Origin of the sequence: Streptomyces sp. NPDC050439 (genome assembly GCF_040655335.1) — a bacterium.
Classification (GTDB): Bacteria; Actinomycetota; Actinomycetes; order Streptomycetales; family Streptomycetaceae; genus Streptomyces.
The window spans coordinates 208228-226113 of record NZ_JBFAJT010000006.1 but is presented as its reverse complement, the minus strand read 5'-3'; the positions used below and the strand labels follow the sequence as shown (position 1 = coordinate 226113).

Below are 17886 nucleotides of genomic sequence, written 5' to 3'. Positions count from 1 at the left end.
TTCGGAGTAGTCACTCGCTCCGTAGAGCCCCGCCCACGGGGGAGCTGTCCGGGGCGGCCGCTTCGAGCGCGCACTTCGCTGCGCGGGCCGCCCACCCGACCACGCAGTGAGCCGGGCACCGCCATGCGGTGCCCGGCTCACTGCGTACTGTCTGCTGCGTACCGCCCGGAACTACTGGACGAGAAGCTTCTCAAGGACCGCCGCGATGCCGTCGTCCTCGTTCGACGTCGTCACCTCGTCGGCAACCGTCTTGAGCTCCTCATGGGCGTTGGCCATCGCCACGCCATGGGCCGCCCAGCCGAACATCGGTATGTCGTTGGGCATGTCCCCAAAAGCGATCGTGTCCGCGGCCTTCGCGCCGAGGCGGCGTGCCGCGAGGGACAGGCCCGTCGCCTTGGAGAGGCCGAGGGGAAGCAACTCGACGATGCCTTCGCCCGCCATCGTCACGCCGACCAGGCCCCCCGCCACCTGACGCGCCACCGAGGCGAGCTCGTCGTCGCTCAGCCCCGGGTGCTGGACGTACACCTTGTTCAGCGGAGCGGCCCACAGCTCGGCGACATCCGTGAACGGCACGGCGGGCAGCGGGCCGTCCTGCACCGCGTACCCAGGACCGACGATCACTTCGCCGTCGAGGCCGTCACGGCTCGCGGCAAGCGCCAGCGGACCGATCTCCGCCTCTATCTTTGCGAGGGCGATACCGGCGAGCTGCCGGTCGAGCGTGACCGACGTGAGAAGCCGGTGCTCGCCCGCGTGATAGACCTGCGCGCCCTGCCCGCACACCGCCAGGCCGTCGTAGCCCAGGTCGTCGAGGATGTGCCGGGTCCAGGGCACGGCACGGCCGGTGACGATGATGTGCGCGGCGCCCGCCGCGGTGGCCGCGGTGAGCGCGTCGCGCGTACGCGCCGAGACCGTGTCGTCGGAGCGCAGGAGCGTTCCGTCGAGATCGGTCGCGACGAGCTTGTACGGGAAGGACGGTGTGGCGGGAGCAGGGTGGCTCACTTGTTGATGGGCTCCAAGATCTCTCGTCCCCCCAGGTACGGACGCAGCACCTCGGGCACCCACACGGAGCCGTCGGCCTGCTGGTGGTTCTCCAGAAGGGCGACGATCGTGCGCGGGACGGCGCAGAGCGTGCCGTTCAGCGTCGCGAGCGGCTGCGTCACCTTCTTGCCGTCGCTCTCGTCGCGCATCCGGATCGACAGACGGCGCGACTGGAAGCTGTCGCAGTTCGACGCGGAGGTCAGCTCGCGGTACTTGCCCTGCGTCGGGATCCACGCCTCGCAGTCGAACTTGCGCGAGGCCGAGGCGCCCAGGTCACCCGTGGCCACGTCGATCACCTGGAAGGGCAGGCCGAGGCCGGTCAGCCACTGCTTCTCCCACTCCAGGAGCCGCTGGTGCTCGTTCTCCGCGTCCGCCGGGTCGACGTACGAGAACATCTCGACCTTGTCGAACTGGTGCACGCGGAAGATGCCGCGGGTGTCCTTGCCGTACGTGCCGGCCTCACGGCGGAAGCAGGGCGAGAAGCCCGCGTACCGCAGGGGCAGCTTGTCGGCGTCGATGATCTCGTCCATGTGGTAACCGGCGAGCGCGACCTCGGAGGTGCCGACCAGGTAGTAGTCGTCCTTCTCCAGGTGGTAGACGTTCTCGGCGGCCTGGCCGAGGAAGCCCGTGCCCTCCATGGCGCGCGGGCGGACCAGGGCGGGCGTCAGCATCGGGATGAACCCGGCCTCCGTCGCCTGCGCGATCGCCGCGTTCACCAGGGCCAGTTCGAGCAGGGCGCCGACACCGGTCAGGTAGTAGAAGCGCGAGCCGGAGACCTTCGCGCCGCGCTCGACGTCGATGGCACCGAGCGCCTCGCCGAGCTCCAGGTGGTCCTTGGGCGTGAAGCCCTCGGCCGCGAAGTCGCGCGGGGTGCCGATCGTGTCGAGGACGACGAAGTCCTCCTCGCCGCCGACCGGGACGTCCGGGTGGACCAGGTTGCCCAGCTGCCCGAGCAGGCGCTTGGTCTCCTCGTCGGCCTCGTCCTGCGTGGCGTTGGCCGCCTTGACGGCGGCGGACAGTTCGCCGGCCTTCTTCAGGAGCTCGGCCTTCTCGTCACCCGAGGCCTTGGGGATGAGCTTGCCGAGCGCCTTCTGCTCGGAACGGAGCTCGTCGAAGCGGAGCCCGGACGACCTGCGCCGCTCGTCGGCGGAGAGCAGGGCGTCGACAAGCGCGACGTCCTCTCCACGGGCGCGCTGGGAGGCGCGAACACGGTCGGGGTCCTCACGGAGCAGGCGAAGGTCAATCACCCCACCAGGCTACCGTCGAGCGGTTCCGGCTCTCGACTCGATATTCCCCTGCGATGCGTTATGACCGATTTGCCGGAATGGGAATTCCTGTCGGGGTCCACCCTGCGGCCTGCTTCGTGAGCCCCGGGCGCGAGGTCAATGAAAAGGGCGCCATTCCCCGAAACGGGGCAGAGGGGACTCGCGCCCTTGACTCGATCCCCTTGCGGGAGGCGGCACTTGAGGCCTCGTTGTCCACAGGAATATCCCCTGCCGAAAAGTTATCCACAGGCTGTGCGAAAGATCTGTGGATGCCGGAAGAGATCGTTCCGAAAGCCGCATGCGCGACGAAGGATTCCCGTCCCAAACCACCCTCACACCCACTTTCGAGTGGAAATGGTTCGCTCCAAAGAGTTGATCAATGGAAAAGGGTGGACGAGGGGTGACGTGCGCGACTGTGGACGGACTTGTGGGGTGTAGGCCGATTTGTCGACCATGTCACGCTTCGTTGTCGACTTGTCCCCAGGTCGAGAACGACCCCTGTGGATAACTTTGTGGACAACGTAAATCAGCAGGTAAGACCGCCCGCCGACCCGAGCGCCCGACCCGACGGTCGGCTCAGAACCGGCCGTCCTGGCACTGGGTCAGCCAGTCCGACGCCGCGAGGAACTCGCCGTCGGTGGTCCCCGCCCGCAGCGGCCGCAGATCGGCGGGCGACACTCCCGCACGCGGGTACGACCCGAGGAAGCGCACCTGAGGGCAGATCCGCTTCAGGCCCATCAGCGCCTCGCCCACACGGCGGTCCGTGATGTGGCCCTCGGCGTCCACGGAGAAGCAGTAGTTGCCGATGCGCTGACCGGTGGGCCGCGACTCGATCCGCATCAGGTTGACGCCGCGTACGGCGAACTCCTGGAGCAGTTCGAGCAGGGCGCCGGGGTGGTCGTCGCCGAGCCAGATGACCACCGAGGTCTTGTCCGCACCGGTCGGCGCCGCGGGGCGGGCCGGACGGCCCACCAGGACGAAGCGCGTCTCGGCGGTCGCCGCATCGTGGATCTCGCTGACCAGCGGCTCAAGGCCGTACGTCGCCGCCGCGAACTCGCCCGCGAAAGCCGCGTCGAAGCGTCCCTCCTGGACCAGGCGCGCACCGTCCGCGTTCGAGGCCGCCGACTCCCACAGGGCGTCCGGCAGGTTCGCGGCCAGCCAGTTGCGGACCTGGGGCTGGGCCACCGGGTGGCCGGTCACCGTCTTGATGTCCTTGAGCTGCGTGCCCGGCCGGACGAGCAGCGCGAAGGCGATCGGCAGCACGACCTCGCGGTAGATCATCAGGGGCGCGCCCTTGGCGAGCTCGTCGACGGTGGTCGTGACACCGCCCTCGACGGAGTTCTCGATCGGCACCAGCGCCGCCGCCGCGTCGCCGCTCCGGACCGCGTCCAGCGCGGCCGGCACGGACACCATCGGGACGAGCTCCCTGGTGGCCGCTTCCGGGAGCGTACGGAGGGCGGCCTCGGTGAAGGTGCCCTCGGGGCCGAGATAGGTGTAGCGCATCGCCGACATACCGTCACCCTAATGGCCTGCCCGTGGCACGGCTCACGCGTCTCAGCAAGCGGCGCCCGCCTCACGCGTGTCGCCAAGCGGCGCCCGCCCACACGCGCACGACACCCGGCCCTACCCCTCCAGCAACCGCTGCCCCACGTACTCGCCCTTCGCGGCCCCGCCCGGCACCGCGAAGAGCCCGCTCGCCTCGTGCCGGATGAACTCCGACAGCGCGTCCCCGCGGTCGAGCTTGCGCTGCACCGGCACGAAGCCGCGGAGCGGGTCGGCCTGCCAGCACACGAAGAGCAGGCCCGCGTCCGGCTCCCCGCCCTTGTCGAAGCCGTCGTGGTACGAGAACGGGCGCCGCAGCATCGCGGAGCCGCCGTTCTGGTCGGGCCGGGTGATGCGGGCGTGGGCATTGAGGGCGATGACGTACTTGCCGTCCGCGCCCGCCTTCTCCAGCTTCGGTTCGGTCGTCTCCGTGCCGCCGGTCAACGGTGAACCGTCCGACTTGTGGCGCCCGATGACCGCCTCCTGATCCTTGACGCCGAGCTTCTCCCAGTCGTCGAGGAGCATCCGGATGCGGCGCACGACGACGTACGAGCCGCCGGCCATCCAGGAAGGGTCCCCCGTGGCGGGCACGTAGATCCGTCGGTCGAAGTCGTCCTCCGACGGCTTCGGATTGTTCGTGCCGTCGATCTGGCCCATCAGGTTGCGGGTGGTCATCGGCTGCGCGGTCGCGCCGGGCGAGCGGTTGAAGCCGTTCATCTGCCAGCGCACCCGCGCCGCCTCGCCCGCCTCCTTCTGGAGTGCGCGCAGCGCGTGAAAGGCGACGAGCGGGTCGTTCGCGCCGATCTGCACCCACAGGTCACCGTCGCTGCGCGCCTTGTCGAGGTGGTCGGAGGAGAAGTCCGGCAGCGGGTCGAGCGCCGACGGGCGCTGCTTCTCCAGGCCGGTGCGCCCGAAGAAGCTGTGCCCGAAGCCGAAGGTGACGGTCAGCGACGACGGACCGGCGTCCCGGGCGACATCCGTGTCCTCGCCCGCCGGGGCCTTGCCCGCCATCAACCGCTCGGCCGTCACCGACCAGCGGCGCAGCAGCGCGGCCGCTTCCTTGCGGCCCGCGCCCGCCGTCAGATCGAAGGCGACCAGGTGACCGCGGGACTGCACGGGCGTGGTGATGCCGGGCTGATGTTTCCCGTGAAACATGACCGTGTCCGCGCCAAGTGACGTCAGCGACGCCGCCTTTTCGGGGGTGTCCGAGGGCGCCGCGGCATACCCGGCCGCACCGCCCGCCGCGCCGAGCGCGAGACCGGTGGCGCCGGCGGTGCCGAGCAGCCGCCGCCTCGAGATCCCGTTGTCCGCCATGGTGGTTCCGTTCAGCCGATCTGCGCGTTCTTGTTCACGGTCACTTGGTCGATGTCGGAGGTGCGCACCGTCACCGCGACCTTCCAGTTGCCGGCCATCGGGATCTGGACCCCGCTGGAGCTCCAGTGTCCGGTGGCGATGTGGTCCGGGACGACGGGCAGCGGTCCGAGATCCTTCGACTTGAGGGTGAACGACACCTTCACCTCGGGGATGTCGAAGGCGCTGCCGTTCGGCCGCTTCACGAAGATGTGCATCTCGTTGCTGCCGGTGCGGCCGGGGTCCAGATCGAGCTGCAAGGTGCCCTTGCCGTCCTTGGAGCCCGTGTCGAAGGGGATCTTGAGGGTGAGCGGACCGGTCCGCTGGGCGGCCGCGGCCGTCTTGGAAGCCGCCGCCTCCTCCTCCGTGCGCGCCGGCTCGGTCGAGGTGAGGACCGTGGTGACGGCGAGCAGGACGACGGCGACGCCCGCCTCGGCGAGCACGGAGCGCCGCAGTCCCGACCGGTTCGGGTCGGCGTCGCGGATCCGCTTCTCGCGGGCGGTGCTCATGGCGGCCTGCTGGCGGGCGAGCTGGGCGGAGCGCTTGGAGTCCTTGCCGTCCTTGCCGTCCTTGGACCCCTTGGAGTCCGTGCCGGTGCTCCCGGCGGGCACCGTCACCGGCTTCTTCTCCACACGCTTGGCCGCCGTGCGCTTCTCGGAGTTCCTTTCGGCGTGCTTCTCGACGACCGCCGCCGCGGCGGCCTCCGGCGCCATGTCGCCCGCCTGGCCCACGATCCGCGTCGTCCAGCGCCGGGAGATCCAGGCGATGCCCACGAGGACGACCACCAGGCCGACCTTGATGAGAAGCAGCTGCCCGTACCACGTACCGGTGAGCGCCGACCATGAGCCGACCTGCCGCCAGGACTGGTAGAGCCCGGTCGCGGCCAGCGCGACGACGCTGCAGAACGCCACGCGCGAGAAGCGCCGCACCGCCCCGGCCTCGACCGACGGCGCGAAGTAGAGGGCGACGACGAGCGCCGCGAGCCCGCCGAGCCAGGCGGCGACGGCGAGCAGGTGCACGACGTCCACGGGCATCGCGATACCGGCCTGGATGCCGGTCGAGGCGTGCTCGGCCATGGCCCAGGTCGCGCCGAGCCCGACGGCGACGACACCGCCGCCGATCGCGAGCCCGAAGGTGAGGTCCTTGCGCTCCTTGGGGTCCGTCCGCTTCTCGTACGCGCCGAAGAGCACCGCGATGAAGAGCGCGGCGGCGGCGAGCAGCAGCAGCCGTGAGACCAGCGCGGCGCCCGTCTTCGTCTGAAGCACGTCACCGAGCTTGGCCATGTCGAAGGCGTCGGCGATCTTCCCGGACCCGGTGTAGGGAGCGCGGAGCAGCAGCATCACGAGGGTGGACGCGGTGAGCGTGACCCAGCCGGACACCACGAGGCGCTGCACAGGGCGTACGCCGGCGCCGCGCGGCCAGCAGCCGAGCACGAAGGCGGCACCGCCGACGACGAGGATGAACCCGGCGTACGAGAGGTAGCGCGTGAAGTCGTAGAGCCCGCCCACGAATCCGCCGCCCGCCTCCTGGTCCGGCAGCGCGACCTTCGTGTCGGAGGGCGCGCCCACGGAGAAGGTGTAGGCCCCGGAGATGGGATGGCTGTCGGCGGAGACGACTTGGTAGGCCACGGTGAAGGTGCCGTCGGGCAGCCCCTTGTGCAGCTTCACGCCGTACGTGTTCGAGCCGAGGTCACTGGTCTTGCCGGTGTCGACGCGCTTGCCGGCCGGGTCGAGCACCCGTACGGAGCCGTCGGACATGGCGACCTTCTCCGAGAAGGTCAGCGACACACTGGCGGGCGCCTGGTCGACCACCGCCCCCTGCTTGGGGTCGCTGCCCGTCAGCGCGGCATGGGCGGAGGCGGGTGCCGCCGTGGCCAGCAGGGCGCCGAGGAAGACGGCGACGACGAGCAGGAGCCGTCCGACGCCCGGGGTTATCCCGAGGAGGGCGGCGGCCCCGGAGCGAGCTCCACGAAGGGGAGCGATGGTCTGCATCAGCGATCAGTCCCTCAGTGCGACGCGTGCTTGCCGGGCTTGGGGTTGTACGTGGCGGCCTTCACCGGAACCTCAACGTCGATGGGGTCCGACTTCTCGAAGTGCAGCGTCACGGAGACCTTGTCGCCCTCCTTCGGCTTGTGCTCGAGCTCCTCGAACATGAGGTGGTTGGCGCCCCGCGCGAAGTCGAGCTCGCCGTTCGCGGGCACGTCGAACGACTTCTGCTCCTTCATCGCGTTGCCCTTGGTGCTGTGCAGCGTGACCTTCTTCGCGATCCCGCTGGTGACCGAGGTGAGCTTGTCGGCGCCGCCCTTGTTCGTGACGGTGAAGAACCCGGAGGCCATGGTGTCCATGGCGGGCTCGGGCATGAAGGCGCCGGCGACCTTGAGCTCGGGCTTGTCGGCGGTCTTGCCGCCCTTGTCCGCGGACGCCTCCGAGCAGCCCGCGAGGGCGAGCCCCGCGGTCAGGGCCAGGGCGCCGCCGGTGAGGATGCGGCGGTTCACGGGGTCGCTCCCTTGACGATCTTGGGGAGGTCCTTCGTGTAGTCGTCCACGGTGGTGTCCTCGCCGTACAGCACGTATCCGGCGTCGGTCTTCGGCGAGAACGCGATGACCTGCGTGCCGTGCATCGAGACGACCTTGCCCTTCTCCTTCTTGGAGGGCTCGATGCTGATGCCGAGGGTGCGGGCGCTGCCCTGGATGGTGTCGAAGTCACCGGTCAGACCGATGAAGTCGGTGTCCTGGGCCTTGAGCCACTTGCCGAGGGCAGCGGGGGTGTCGCGCTCGGGGTCGGTGGTGACGAAGACGACCTGGAGCTTGTCCTGTTCGGCCTTGGGCAGCGCCTTCTTGGCGACGGCGATGTTGCTCATCGTCAGGGGGCAGACGTCCGGACAGTTGGTGTAGCCGAAGTAGACGAGCGTCGGCTTGCCCTTGGTCTGCGCGCGCAGGTCGTACTTCTTGCCGTGCGTGTCCGTGAGGACGAGGTCCGGCTTCTCGAAGGGCTTGTCGAGGATGGTCGCGGCCTTGTCGCCGTTGGACTCGACGGAGACGTCCGCGACGGGCTTCTTGCCGTCGTCACCGCCACCGCAGGCGGACAGGGTGAGGGTGGCCGCGGCCAGCATGGCGGCGGCGAGCAGCTTCTTCTTGCGCATACGAAAATGTCCCAGATGTGAGGGGGGCCCGGGCGCACCGGGGGCAGGCGAAACGCCCCCGGTGCGGCCCGAAGGGTGGCTCAGCTGTAGGCGCGCCGACGTCCGGCGAGCACGCCGAACGCCACGCCGGCGGCGCCGACGACGATGCCGACGATGCCGAGGACCCGGGCGGTGGAGTCACTGCTGTCGGCCGAGGCGGTCTCGCTCTCGTCGCCGGACTTGGCGTCTTCCTTGGCGTCGTCGTCGTGCGAGGCCGCGGCGCCGTGGCCGTCCTCGGACGCGGCGGTCAGCGCGAGGGCCGGCGCCGGGTGCTCCGGCTCCTCCTGGCCCTTCTGCTGCGGCTCGATCCAGCGGACGACTTCCTTGTTGTCGTACGTCTGGACAGCCTTGAAGACGAGCTCGTCGGCGTCCTCGGGGAGCGCGCCGAGGGACAGCGGGAACTTCTGGAAGGAGCCGGGCTGGACGCCCTTGCCGTCGGCGGTCCAGGTGACCTTGGAGACGGCCTCGTCGATCTTCTCGCCGTGCATCTCGAGCGGCTTGTCGAGCTTCGTCTTGGTGACCTTCGCGGTCCAGCCGGGGACGGGCTGCGTCATGACGGAGGCGAGCGGGTGGTCCTCGGGGAAGGACACCTCGAGCTTGTTGGTCGAGGCGTCGTCCATCTCGTTCGGCACCTTGAAGTTGACCGTGGCGTAGCCGCCCTTGGCGGCCTCGCCCTCGGCCGAGACGCTGACGTGCGCGAAGGCGGGGACGGAGAGCAGCAGGACGGCGGAGGCGGCGACGCCACCGACGACGGAGACGCGGGAGGCCTTCACGGTGGACAGCGCAGACAGAACAGACATGGCAGAAACACTCCACTTTCAGCGGTGATGACCAGCACCGCCGAACAGGTCGGCAGCGGTGATCAGGGGAGAGTGCGCGCGGCGGCGAACCGAGCGGGCACGCGCGCGTGGACGCCGCCGGGCGTGAGGCACCTCTCCGTAGTGCTGCGGCAGGAGTGCGTCGCGTCAGGCAGCGAGTGCGAGTGCGGCGGTGGCCGGCGGCCCTCGCCTGATCACCGTGTGCTGGAGCGCGGTGGTGTGCGGCTTCGACGGTCCCGGGAAGGCGGTGCGGGGCGCGCGGAGAGCGGCGCCGGGAGCCCCGGGGAGCCCGGCACGGAGGGCGCGTACGAGACCGAGCGCCGCGCGCAGGGAACGGACGAGCGCCCCCTCGGCGACTCCGTACGCCCCATGTGCCGAGAGCCGCACAAGGCGGAGCAGCGCGATGTCGCCGCGGCGCAGCAGCCATCCGGCGGCGACGGCGGCGAGTACGTGTCCAAGGAGCATCGGAAGCGACGGGAGCAGCGACATCGAGCCCATCGCGGAGTCCGCCGCGGTGGCCGGAGCGCCGTGGTGCGGGGGATGGCCCGCGGCCCCGGCGCCCGGTTCCATGCCGGCCGTCGTCAGGATCCGGTGGGCCTGGGCGGGGCTGATCGTGGCTGCCCCGGCCCCGCACACCAGACGCGCGGCCCGCTCCACCATGGAGGGCTCGGCGGACGCCACCGCCGTGCCGCCGTGCTGACCGACACCGAAGAGCGCATGCAGGCCCACCTGCCCGGCAGCGAGTACGGCGGCGATGCCCGGCAAGGAGCGCTCACGCCCGGCGAGCGGTGCCGCCACGGCGAAAACGGCGACGAACCCGACGCCCAGCGTCCACAGCGGGACGGCGGCGCAGGAAGCGAGCACATGGCCCCCGGCGGACAGCACGACGCAGAGCACGGCGAACACCGCGGCTCTCAGCAGCCGGAGGTCGACTCCGGCGCGCGCTTCGCGCTGGTGGGGGGCAGTCATGGCCGGAACATCATTGCACTGGGCCCAACCGCCGCACACGGCAGGTCCGCAAGCTCCCATGGATGCCGATGAGTGGCGATCGGTGCCCATCGGCACCGAATGGGTGCCTTTGGAGGGGCTCGAAAGAGGCTCGTGAGAGGCGTGTCTACACCGTCCCCGGCCATCCGCGCGTCGGCCGTATGGGCGGCATCACGTCAAGTGCGCGCTTATACACGGGCGCTTGCGGCAATACGTATCGGTATGTCGAGCCGCGGCCAGGAGGCTGGAGCATGAGCATGTGGTGGTCTCTCCATTTGCGGCGCGAAGCTGCGAGCGTCCCGCTGGCCCGCCGCTTGCTGATGGGCACGATGGAGACCGCGGGGGTGGATCCCGACGTCTCGTACGACCTTTCGGTGGCTCTCAGCGAGGCCTGTGCCAACGCGGTGGAGCACGGCGGCGACGCGGTGCCCCCCGAGGGGGCGGCCGGTGCCTACCGGGTGACGGCCTACCTGGACGGCGAGAAGTGCCACATCGAAGTGGCCGACTCGGGCCCGGGATTCGTCCCCGTCGCGCAGCCCGCATCGGACACCGCCGAGCACGGGCGCGGTCTGTACCTCATCCAAGAGCTCGCCGACCACGTGCACTTCGGCAACAAGCCGGGGGGCAGGGGCGGCACGGTGATCAGCTTCGACAAGATCCTCAAGTGGCGCGAGGACACGCCGCTCGTCACGGCCTGAGGAGCGCCCCGGACGACCCCGGGGCCACCCGACGCCTCAGCCGGGCGGCAGCGCCCGGCACAGGGCCTCCAGGGCCGCTTTGTAGGCATGCTCCGGCGGAGTGGAGTAGCCCACGACCAGACCGTCGGGCGCGGGCATCGTGGCTTCCGGGTGCCGGAAATCGGCGAGGCCCTCCAGGGCGAGACCCTGCCAGGAGGCCGCCTTCACCGTGGACTGCTCGGTGCCGGGCGGCAGCCGCAGGACGGCGTGCAGGCCCGCGGCGACTCCGGTCGGGCTGATGTGCGGGGCGTGCGTGGCCAGGGCGGAGACGAGCTGGTCGCGACGCCCGCGGTAGCGCTGACGCATCCGGCGGACGTGCCGGTCGTAGTGACCCGACTCGATGAGATCGGCCAGCGTGAGCTGGTCGATCACACTCGCCCACGCCTCTCGCTCGCCCTTCGCCGCGAGCACTCCGTCGATGAGGTGTTCGGGCAGAACAAGCCACCCGATGCGCACCCCCGGAGAGAGGCTCTTGCTGACCGAGCCCATGTAGACGACGCGTTCAGGGTCCAGGCCCTGTACGGCACCCACCGGCTCCCGGTCGTAACGGAACTCGCCGTCGTAGTCGTCCTCCAGGACGAGGCCGTCGCGCGTGCGCGCCCAGTCGATCACCGCCGCGCGGCGGGTCGGATGCAGGGGGCCGCCGGTCGGGAACTGGTGTGCGGGCGTGAGCAGTACGCCCCGGATTCGCTGACCCTCGGTCAACTCCTCGACCTGGGCACCCTTTTCGTCCAGGGCCAGCGGGACCGTCCGTACGCCCGCGGTGGCAAGGATCGACCGATGGAAGCCGAGGCCGTACGACTCCACGGCCAGCGGCATCCGCAGCATCCCGCCTCCCCCACTCCCGAACAGCAGCCGCAGGCCGTGCGCGAACCCGGAGCACACCACGATGCGCTCCGGGTCGGTACGCACCCCGCGGGCGCGCCCCAGGTAACCGGCGAGCGCCCGGCGCAGTTCGACGCGCCCCTGCGGGTCACCCGGCCCGAAGGCCTCGTTCGGCGCGGAGTTGAGGGCGCGCCGGGCCGCGGCCAGCCAGGCGGTGCGCGGGAAGGAGGCGGCGTCGGGCTGGCCCTGGCGCAGGTCGTACGCGGGCGGGGCGGGCGTCGCGGGCCGGGTGGGCGCCCGCTTGGGGACGCGGGCGCGGGCGGGCGGCGCCGCCCGTTCGGCCACCCGGGTGCCGGAACCCTGCCGTGCGGTCAGCCAGCCTTCGGCGACCAACTCGGCGTAGGCGTCGGCGACGGTGTTGCGGGCGATGCCCAGATCGGCGGCGAGGGAGCGGTAGGGCGGAAGCCGCGTCCCCGGAGCGAGCCGACCCTCCCGCACGGCGTCCCGCAGCGCGCGGATGAGGACGGCCCGGCGGCCACCCGCCCCCGAGAGCTCCAGGTGCAGGTCACTCCCGATGCGCTCCGCCAGATTGACCCATGATTCCGTCATGAGAATGCACCCTATCCAAGGTCTATCCGGTCCGTAGATTCATGGTCATGACGAACACGCAGACCCTCACCACCACTCCCCGCCTCAACTTCGCCAAGGCCGCCCCCAAGGCCTTCAAGGCCGTGATCGGCCTCGACGCCGCCGCCCGCGACGGCCTTGACCCGGCCCTGGTCGAGCTGATCCAGATTCGCGCCTCGCTGCTCAACGGCTGCGCCTACTGCCTCCACATGCACACCTCCGACGCGCGCAAGGCGGGCGAGGACGAGGCACGGCTGCACATGGTGGGCGTCTGGCGCGAGGCCAGGAACTTCTTCACAGAGAGGGAGCAGGCGGCCCTCGACCTGACCGAGGCCGTCACGCTCGTCCACCAGGGCGGTGTCCCGGACGACGTCTACGCCCGCGCGGCGGCGCACTTCGACGAGACGGAGCTCGGCCACGTCCTGGCCCTGATCTTCACCATCAACACCTGGAACCGCATCGCCCTGAGCACCGCCAAGGTGGCGGGCGAGGATGAGCGCTAACCCCTGCCCGGGAACGCGAAACCGGGCCCCTTCTTAAAGAAGAGGCCCGGTTCCTGAAACGAAGAAGACGACGGGGAAGACTCTCAGCCCTTGAGCTCGGCCATCCACGCCTCGACGTCATCGGCACGGCGCGGCAGCGCGGCCGACAGGTTCTTGTTGCCATCGGCCGTCACGAGGATGTCGTCCTCGATCCGCACGCCGATGCCGCGGTACTCCTCGGGCACCGTCAGGTCGTCCGCCTGGAAGTACAGGCCGGGCTCGACGGTCAGGCACATGCCGGGCTCCAGGACACCGTCCGCGTACGTCTCACGGCGCGCGGCAGCGCAGTCGTGGACGTCCATGCCGAGCATGTGACCGGTGCCGTGCAGGGTCCAGCGGCGCTGGAGACCCAGCTCCAGGACGCGCTCGACCGGACCCTCGACCAGGCCCCACTCCACGAGCTTCTCGGCGAGCACACGCTGCGCGGCATCGTGGAAGTCGCGGAACTTGCCGCCCGGCTGCACCGCCGCGATACCGGCCTCCTGGGCCTCGTACACGGCGTCGTAGATCTTTCGCTGCAGCTCGTTGAAGCGGCCGTTGATCGGCAGCGTCCGCGTCACGTCGGCGGTGTAGTACGTGTGCGTCTCCACGCCGGCGTCGAGCAGCAGCAACTCCCCGGAGCGCACGGCGCCGTCGTTGCGCACCCAGTGCAGCGTCGTGGCGTGCGGTCCGGCCGCGCAGATCGAGCCGTAGCCGATGTCGTTGCCGTCGACGCGGGCGCGCAGGAAGAACGTGCCCTCGATGTAGCGCTCGCTGGTCGCCTCGGCCTTGTCCAGGACCCGCACGACGTCCTCGAAGCCGCGGGCCGTCGAGTCGCACGCCTTCTGCAGCTCGCCGACTTCAAACTCGTCCTTGACCAGACGGGCCTCGGAGAGGAAGACGCGCAGCTCCTCGTCGCGCTCGGCGGTCACCTTGTCGGTCAGCGCGGCCTCGATGCCCGCGTCGTGACCACGGACGACACGGACGGAGCCGGTCGCCTCGCGCAGCTGCCCGGGGAGCTCGCGCACGTCGGACGCCGGGATGCCGTACAGCGTCTCGGCCTCGGTGAGGGAGTGCCTGCGGCCGACCCACAGCTCGCCCTGGCCGTCCAGCCAGAACTCGCCGTTCTCACGGTTGGAGCGCGGCAGCAGGTAGATGGTGGCCTCGTGGCCGCTCGTGCCGTCCGCGAAGTCCGTCGGCTCCAGGACGAGGACGCCGTCCTCCGTCTGGTTGCCGGTCAGGTACGCGTACTCGACGGAGGCGCGGAAGGCGTACTCCGTGTCGTTCGAGCGTGTCTTGAGGTTGCCCGCGGGGATCACGAGGCGCTCGCCCGGGAAGCGCGCGGAGAGCGCGGCACGGCGGGCGGCGGTGTGCTCGGCCTGGGCGATCGGCTGCAGGTCGTGCAGCTCCGTGTCGGCCCATCCGGACTTCATGTTCTCGGCGAGCTCGTCGGAGACGCCGGGGTACAGGCCGTTCTTGCGCTGCTTGATCGGCTCTTCCTCGGACTCGATCTCCAGGTCTTCCGGGGTCTCCGGGTTCTCCCGAATGAGCTCCTCCGACACGATCTGCCTCCTATGTACGACACTGGGCCCCCTCCATCGTACGGGCGTACGGAAGGGGGCCCAGGGCCGGAAGGCCCATTACATGCCGTAGGGCGGGGGTCACTCGAAACGGGCCGCGAGGAGAACCACGTCCTCGTCGCTCTCGGCCGTGTCGAGCCCGTCCGGCAGCATCGTCCGCAGGACGTGGTCGACGAGCGCGTCCGGGTCGTCGCGGACCTGCTTGGGCACGCTCGCCGCCGCCGCGTGCAGCCGTGCGAAGGCCCGGTCCATCGGGTCGCCGGTGCGGTGCAGGAGGCCGTCCGTGTAGAGCAGCACCGTTTCTCCCGGTGTGGTCTGGAACTCCACGCTCGGCGCCTCCCAGCAGGCGAGCATCCCCAGGGGCGCCGAGAGCGAGGTCTCCACGAACTCCGTGCGCCGCTCGCCGATCACCAGGGGCGGGCTGTGGCCGGCTCCCGCCAGGACGATCTTGCGCAGCGCCGGTTCGCAGTAGGCGAAGAGGGCCGTCGCGGACCGCGCGGGCTCGGTGAGCCGCAGCAGCAGCTCCAGATCGGACAGGACGGCGACGGGGTCCTCGCCCTCCATCACGGCGTACGCCCGCAAGGAGGCCCGCAGGCGCCCCATCGCGGCGACGGCGCTCGGCCCGGACCCGGTGACGGACCCGACCGCGAGGCCGAGCGCGGCGTCGGGCAGCGGCAGCGCGTCGAACCAGTCGCCGCCGCCGAGCGCGGAGGTGCGGTGCCGGGCGGCGAGCCGCACCCCGGCGACCCGCGGCAGACGCGAGGGCAGCAGTTCCTCGCGCAAGGTGGCCTCCGTGGTGCGCGCGCGGTCCAGTTCGATCAGCCGTGCCAGGTGCTCGGCGGCCTGGCGTGCGTAGAGCCCGACGAGGTGGCGTTGGCGCTCGCCCGGCTCTGCGGGCTCGTCGTACAGCCAGACGGCGGCGCCGATGCGGCCCGCCGTCTCGGTGGACAGGGGCAGCGCGTAGCTCGCGGCGTAGCCGAGCCGGGCGGCCACTTCGCGGTGACGGGGGTCGAGGCTGCTGTCGGCGAGCAGATCGGCGTCCACGATCTCGGTCTCGGCGGCCGGGGGCGCGGGCGGCGCGTCGAGCAGGCGCCCGAAGGCGGTGGCGGCGCGGGGGACCGTCTCGATGTGCCCGAGGTCGGCGCGGCCGAGGCCGAGGCCGACGGTGGTGTCGGGACCGAGCCCGTCGGCCGGCTCGAGGACGAGCAGGCCGCGGCGCGCGCCGACGAGGGCGGCTCCGGCGCGCAGCAGTTCGTGCAGGGCTTCGTCCAGCGTGGCCGTGCGCGCCAGGCGCTCGGTGAGCTCCTGGAGGGTGGTCAGATCGGAGACCCAGCCCGCGAGCCGGTCCTGGATCATGAGGGTCGGTGCGCTCTGGGCCTGTGGGGCGGGCGCGACAGTGTGGGCTGGTGGCGGAACAGTGGAATCGATTCCGGCCACTTTCGGGAGGTGCGGAGCGTTCATGGCTGACGGCTTTCCGGCCGGTGCGTATTGCTCAATAGCATCGCAAACCCCCATGTCATTCTGCGCCGCTAGCAATGTTCTCCACATCTACACGCACTGGTTAGGGGATGTCCAGCATTGTCCAGCTGGGATTCCTGGTGTCCATGGGAATTCTGTGACGTTTCGCGATCTTGGGAACTTGGCTCAAAAGTGCCTGAGGCGACGGCTTATTGCGATCGACTGGGATTGTTCAACAAGGGGTACTCCCAAGCCCTCAGGCATGGGAGGCGCGTCACAGCGGCCGTGATGGGTACGTACTCGGTGATGACCAGGGGCAGTTGAGATCAGCCCGGAACCTGGCGACGGACCCGGGCGTCTTAACTCACGACGACCGCGCCCCATCCTCCCGTGGGGGAGGCGGCGAAGAAGTACGCGGGACAGCAAACGCCAGGCACCGCCACCCCACGCCACGCTAACGCTCGGCCCTAACGGGTTCCCCATGCCGCAGGCTGGGGTGTGATGCGCCAGTTCTACGCACAGCGAAGTGATCCACACATGGTGTGATGTGGCCCGCCGTGTTCCTCGGCGTGTAAACGGAAAGGAACGAGCGCTCATGCGCGAGATCCTCGGAAGGCGAAGCAGGCTCCTTGCCAGGCTCACCGGCAGGAAGTCTGACCAGAGTCCCGGTCTGATCGGTGCGGCCCTGACCTCAGCCACGGCATGGAAATGGCCCGTGGTTCCCGGTGTCGGACTCGACCGGCGAGACGGCACCCGCTGCGCCTGCCCCGACCCCGACTGCACGGTGCCAGGAGCTCACCCCCTCGACCCCGGCCTGCTGGCCGCGACGACCGACGAGCGCATGGTGCGCTGGTGGTGGACGAACCGCCCGGACGCGCCGATCGTGCTCGCCACCGGCGCGGGCGCCCCGTGCGCCGTCAGCCTGCCCGCCATCGCGGGAGCGCGGGCCCTGACCGCGCTCGACGAGATGGGCATCAGGCTCGGCCCGGTCGTCGCGACCCCCGCCCGCCTCTTCATCCTCGTCGCGCCGTACTCCATGGAGCAGTTGGGCGACCTCCTGTACGCGAAGGACTACGTACCGGGCTCGCTGCGCTTCCACGGAGAGGGCGGGTATCTCGCGCTGCCGCCCTCCGAGACGGGCCAGGGGCCGGTGCGCTGGGAGCGGGCTCCACTGCCCGGCTCGGCGGCGCCCTGGGTGCCCGATGTCGAGGCCGTGGTGGACGCGGTGGTCGACGCGCTCACTCGTACGGGTGTGAGCGCGCCCGAGTTGTAGGGGAAATGGGCGCGCGGGGAGCCGGGCGCCCGTCAAACGTCGTTACTGTCAGGCCTCATGAACCCCCGCCTGATCGCGCTCACGGGCGTCGTGGCCATTACGGTTCTCCTGCCGCTCGCCGGCGCCTCCGCGGGGCCCTTGGGCGACGGTGACGCCGAAGCCAGGGCGACGGAGCGGCCGGCGGACGCGGCACCGGGGGCGGCACCGGATCCCGACGCGAAACAGCCTTCTACGGAGAAGCCGACTTCGCGACGCTCCACTACGGAGAGCGCGGCTTCGGGCGACCGATCCGCGGACGAGTCATCGATGCTTGCGGGGCTCGGCCTCGACAGCGCCGCACAGTGTGGCCCCGAAGTCACCTCCCCCAAGGGCATCGAGGCCCAGACATGCGTCCTGACACAGGGGCGCGACACCTGGGGGCGCACGTACTACCGCAACACGACAGGCGATGAGCTGAGCGCCGTACTGAGCGTTATGGCGCCGGGCGGACGCACCGTGCAGATGCATTGCGCGGTCGGCGCGGCGGACGAGCCAGGGGCGTGCGAAACGCCCCGGGAGCGTACGACGGGGAATTCAGCGGCGTATTCGGCGGTGGTGGAGTTCGCTGACGGGAGTGGCGGTCCGTTGCTCCTGCGCTCAGGAAGCAACTCGGCGCGGCCGAAGGCCAGTTGAGTCAGCAGGTCGG

The 17886-nt window shown here is 70.6% G+C and carries 16 protein-coding genes; 4 read left to right on the top strand and 12 right to left on the bottom strand.

The genetic code is table 11. The features are described 5' to 3' along the window. Nucleotides 1–171: 171 nt before the first annotated feature. The 9 genes from AB0I66_RS25550 to AB0I66_RS25510 form a co-directional block, all read right to left on the bottom strand. Nucleotides 172–999 carry an HAD family hydrolase gene (locus tag AB0I66_RS25550; RefSeq protein ID WP_363210271.1) on the bottom strand — a complete coding sequence of 276 codons (828 nt, stop codon included), beginning with the start codon at nucleotides 997–999 and terminating at the stop codon, nucleotides 172–174. Then, a complete protein-coding gene (serS, locus tag AB0I66_RS25545) occupies nucleotides 996–2285 on the bottom strand; it encodes a serine--tRNA ligase (protein WP_363210270.1) in 1290 nt (429 codons plus the stop codon). Before serS ends, AB0I66_RS25550 begins: the two co-directional genes overlap by 4 nt. A gap of 594 nt (nucleotides 2286–2879) precedes the next feature. Further along, entirely contained in the window at nucleotides 2880–3815 is a 936-nt protein-coding gene (pheA, locus tag AB0I66_RS25540; protein ID WP_363210269.1) for a prephenate dehydratase, read from the bottom strand. A gap of 111 nt (nucleotides 3816–3926) precedes the next feature. Continuing rightward, a complete protein-coding gene (gene efeB, locus AB0I66_RS25535) occupies nucleotides 3927–5159 on the bottom strand; it encodes an iron uptake transporter deferrochelatase/peroxidase subunit (protein WP_363210268.1) in 1233 nt (410 codons plus the stop codon). A gap of 11 nt (nucleotides 5160–5170) precedes the next feature. Beyond that, nucleotides 5171–7186, bottom strand: coding sequence for a copper resistance protein CopC (locus tag AB0I66_RS25530; RefSeq protein ID WP_363210267.1), 2016 nt, complete (start codon nucleotides 7184–7186; stop codon nucleotides 5171–5173). A 14-nt stretch (nucleotides 7187–7200) separates the two neighbouring features. Then, nucleotides 7201–7689, bottom strand: a complete 489-nt coding sequence (locus AB0I66_RS25525) for a copper chaperone PCu(A)C (RefSeq protein ID WP_363210266.1) — start codon at nucleotides 7687–7689, stop codon at nucleotides 7201–7203. After that, complete coding sequence (locus AB0I66_RS25520) at nucleotides 7686–8336, bottom strand: SCO family protein (protein ID WP_363210265.1); 651 nt, start codon at nucleotides 8334–8336, stop codon at nucleotides 7686–7688. The genes AB0I66_RS25525 and AB0I66_RS25520 overlap by 4 nt, the downstream gene beginning before the upstream one ends. Nucleotides 8337–8416: 80 nt before the next feature. Beyond that, nucleotides 8417–9148 carry a YcnI family protein gene (locus AB0I66_RS25515; protein ID WP_363210664.1) on the bottom strand — a complete coding sequence of 244 codons (732 nt, stop codon included), beginning with the start codon at nucleotides 9146–9148 and terminating at the stop codon, nucleotides 8417–8419. A gap of 192 nt (nucleotides 9149–9340) precedes the next feature. Beyond that, a complete protein-coding gene (locus AB0I66_RS25510; RefSeq protein ID WP_363210264.1) occupies nucleotides 9341–10162 on the bottom strand; it encodes a hypothetical protein in 822 nt (273 codons plus the stop codon). Between the two features lie 269 nt (nucleotides 10163–10431). On the opposite strand from AB0I66_RS25510, the gene AB0I66_RS25505 reads away from it, so the two are divergent. Next, nucleotides 10432–10878 carry an ATP-binding protein gene (locus tag AB0I66_RS25505; protein ID WP_363210263.1) on the top strand — a complete coding sequence of 149 codons (447 nt, stop codon included), beginning with the start codon at nucleotides 10432–10434 and terminating at the stop codon, nucleotides 10876–10878. 36 nt (nucleotides 10879–10914) lie between these two features. On the opposite strand, the gene AB0I66_RS25500 is transcribed toward AB0I66_RS25505, so the two are convergent. Further along, nucleotides 10915–12351, bottom strand: coding sequence for a PLP-dependent aminotransferase family protein (locus AB0I66_RS25500; protein WP_363210262.1), 1437 nt, complete (start codon nucleotides 12349–12351; stop codon nucleotides 10915–10917). A gap of 41 nt (nucleotides 12352–12392) precedes the next feature. Here AB0I66_RS25500 and AB0I66_RS25495 point away from each other — a divergent pair, with 41 nt between their 5' ends. Beyond that, a complete protein-coding gene (locus AB0I66_RS25495; protein WP_363210261.1) occupies nucleotides 12393–12872 on the top strand; it encodes a carboxymuconolactone decarboxylase family protein in 480 nt (159 codons plus the stop codon). 83 nt (nucleotides 12873–12955) lie between these two features. Here AB0I66_RS25495 and AB0I66_RS25490 read toward each other — a convergent pair whose 3' ends face one another. Further along, nucleotides 12956–14452, bottom strand: coding sequence for an aminopeptidase P family protein (locus AB0I66_RS25490; RefSeq protein WP_363210260.1), 1497 nt, complete (start codon nucleotides 14450–14452; stop codon nucleotides 12956–12958). Between the two features lie 99 nt (nucleotides 14453–14551). Continuing rightward, nucleotides 14552–15985 (bottom strand): PP2C family protein-serine/threonine phosphatase, encoded by a 1434-nt coding sequence (locus AB0I66_RS25485; RefSeq protein WP_363210259.1) that lies wholly within the window; start codon nucleotides 15983–15985, stop codon nucleotides 14552–14554. 538 nt (nucleotides 15986–16523) lie between these two features. On the opposite strand from AB0I66_RS25485, the gene AB0I66_RS25480 reads away from it, so the two are divergent. Further along, nucleotides 16524–17201, top strand: a complete 678-nt coding sequence (locus AB0I66_RS25480; protein WP_363210258.1) for a bifunctional DNA primase/polymerase — start codon at nucleotides 16524–16526, stop codon at nucleotides 17199–17201. 57 nt (nucleotides 17202–17258) lie between these two features. Then, complete coding sequence (locus tag AB0I66_RS25475; RefSeq protein WP_363210257.1) at nucleotides 17259–17873, top strand: hypothetical protein; 615 nt, start codon at nucleotides 17259–17261, stop codon at nucleotides 17871–17873. Nucleotides 17874–17886 lie beyond the last annotated feature (13 nt).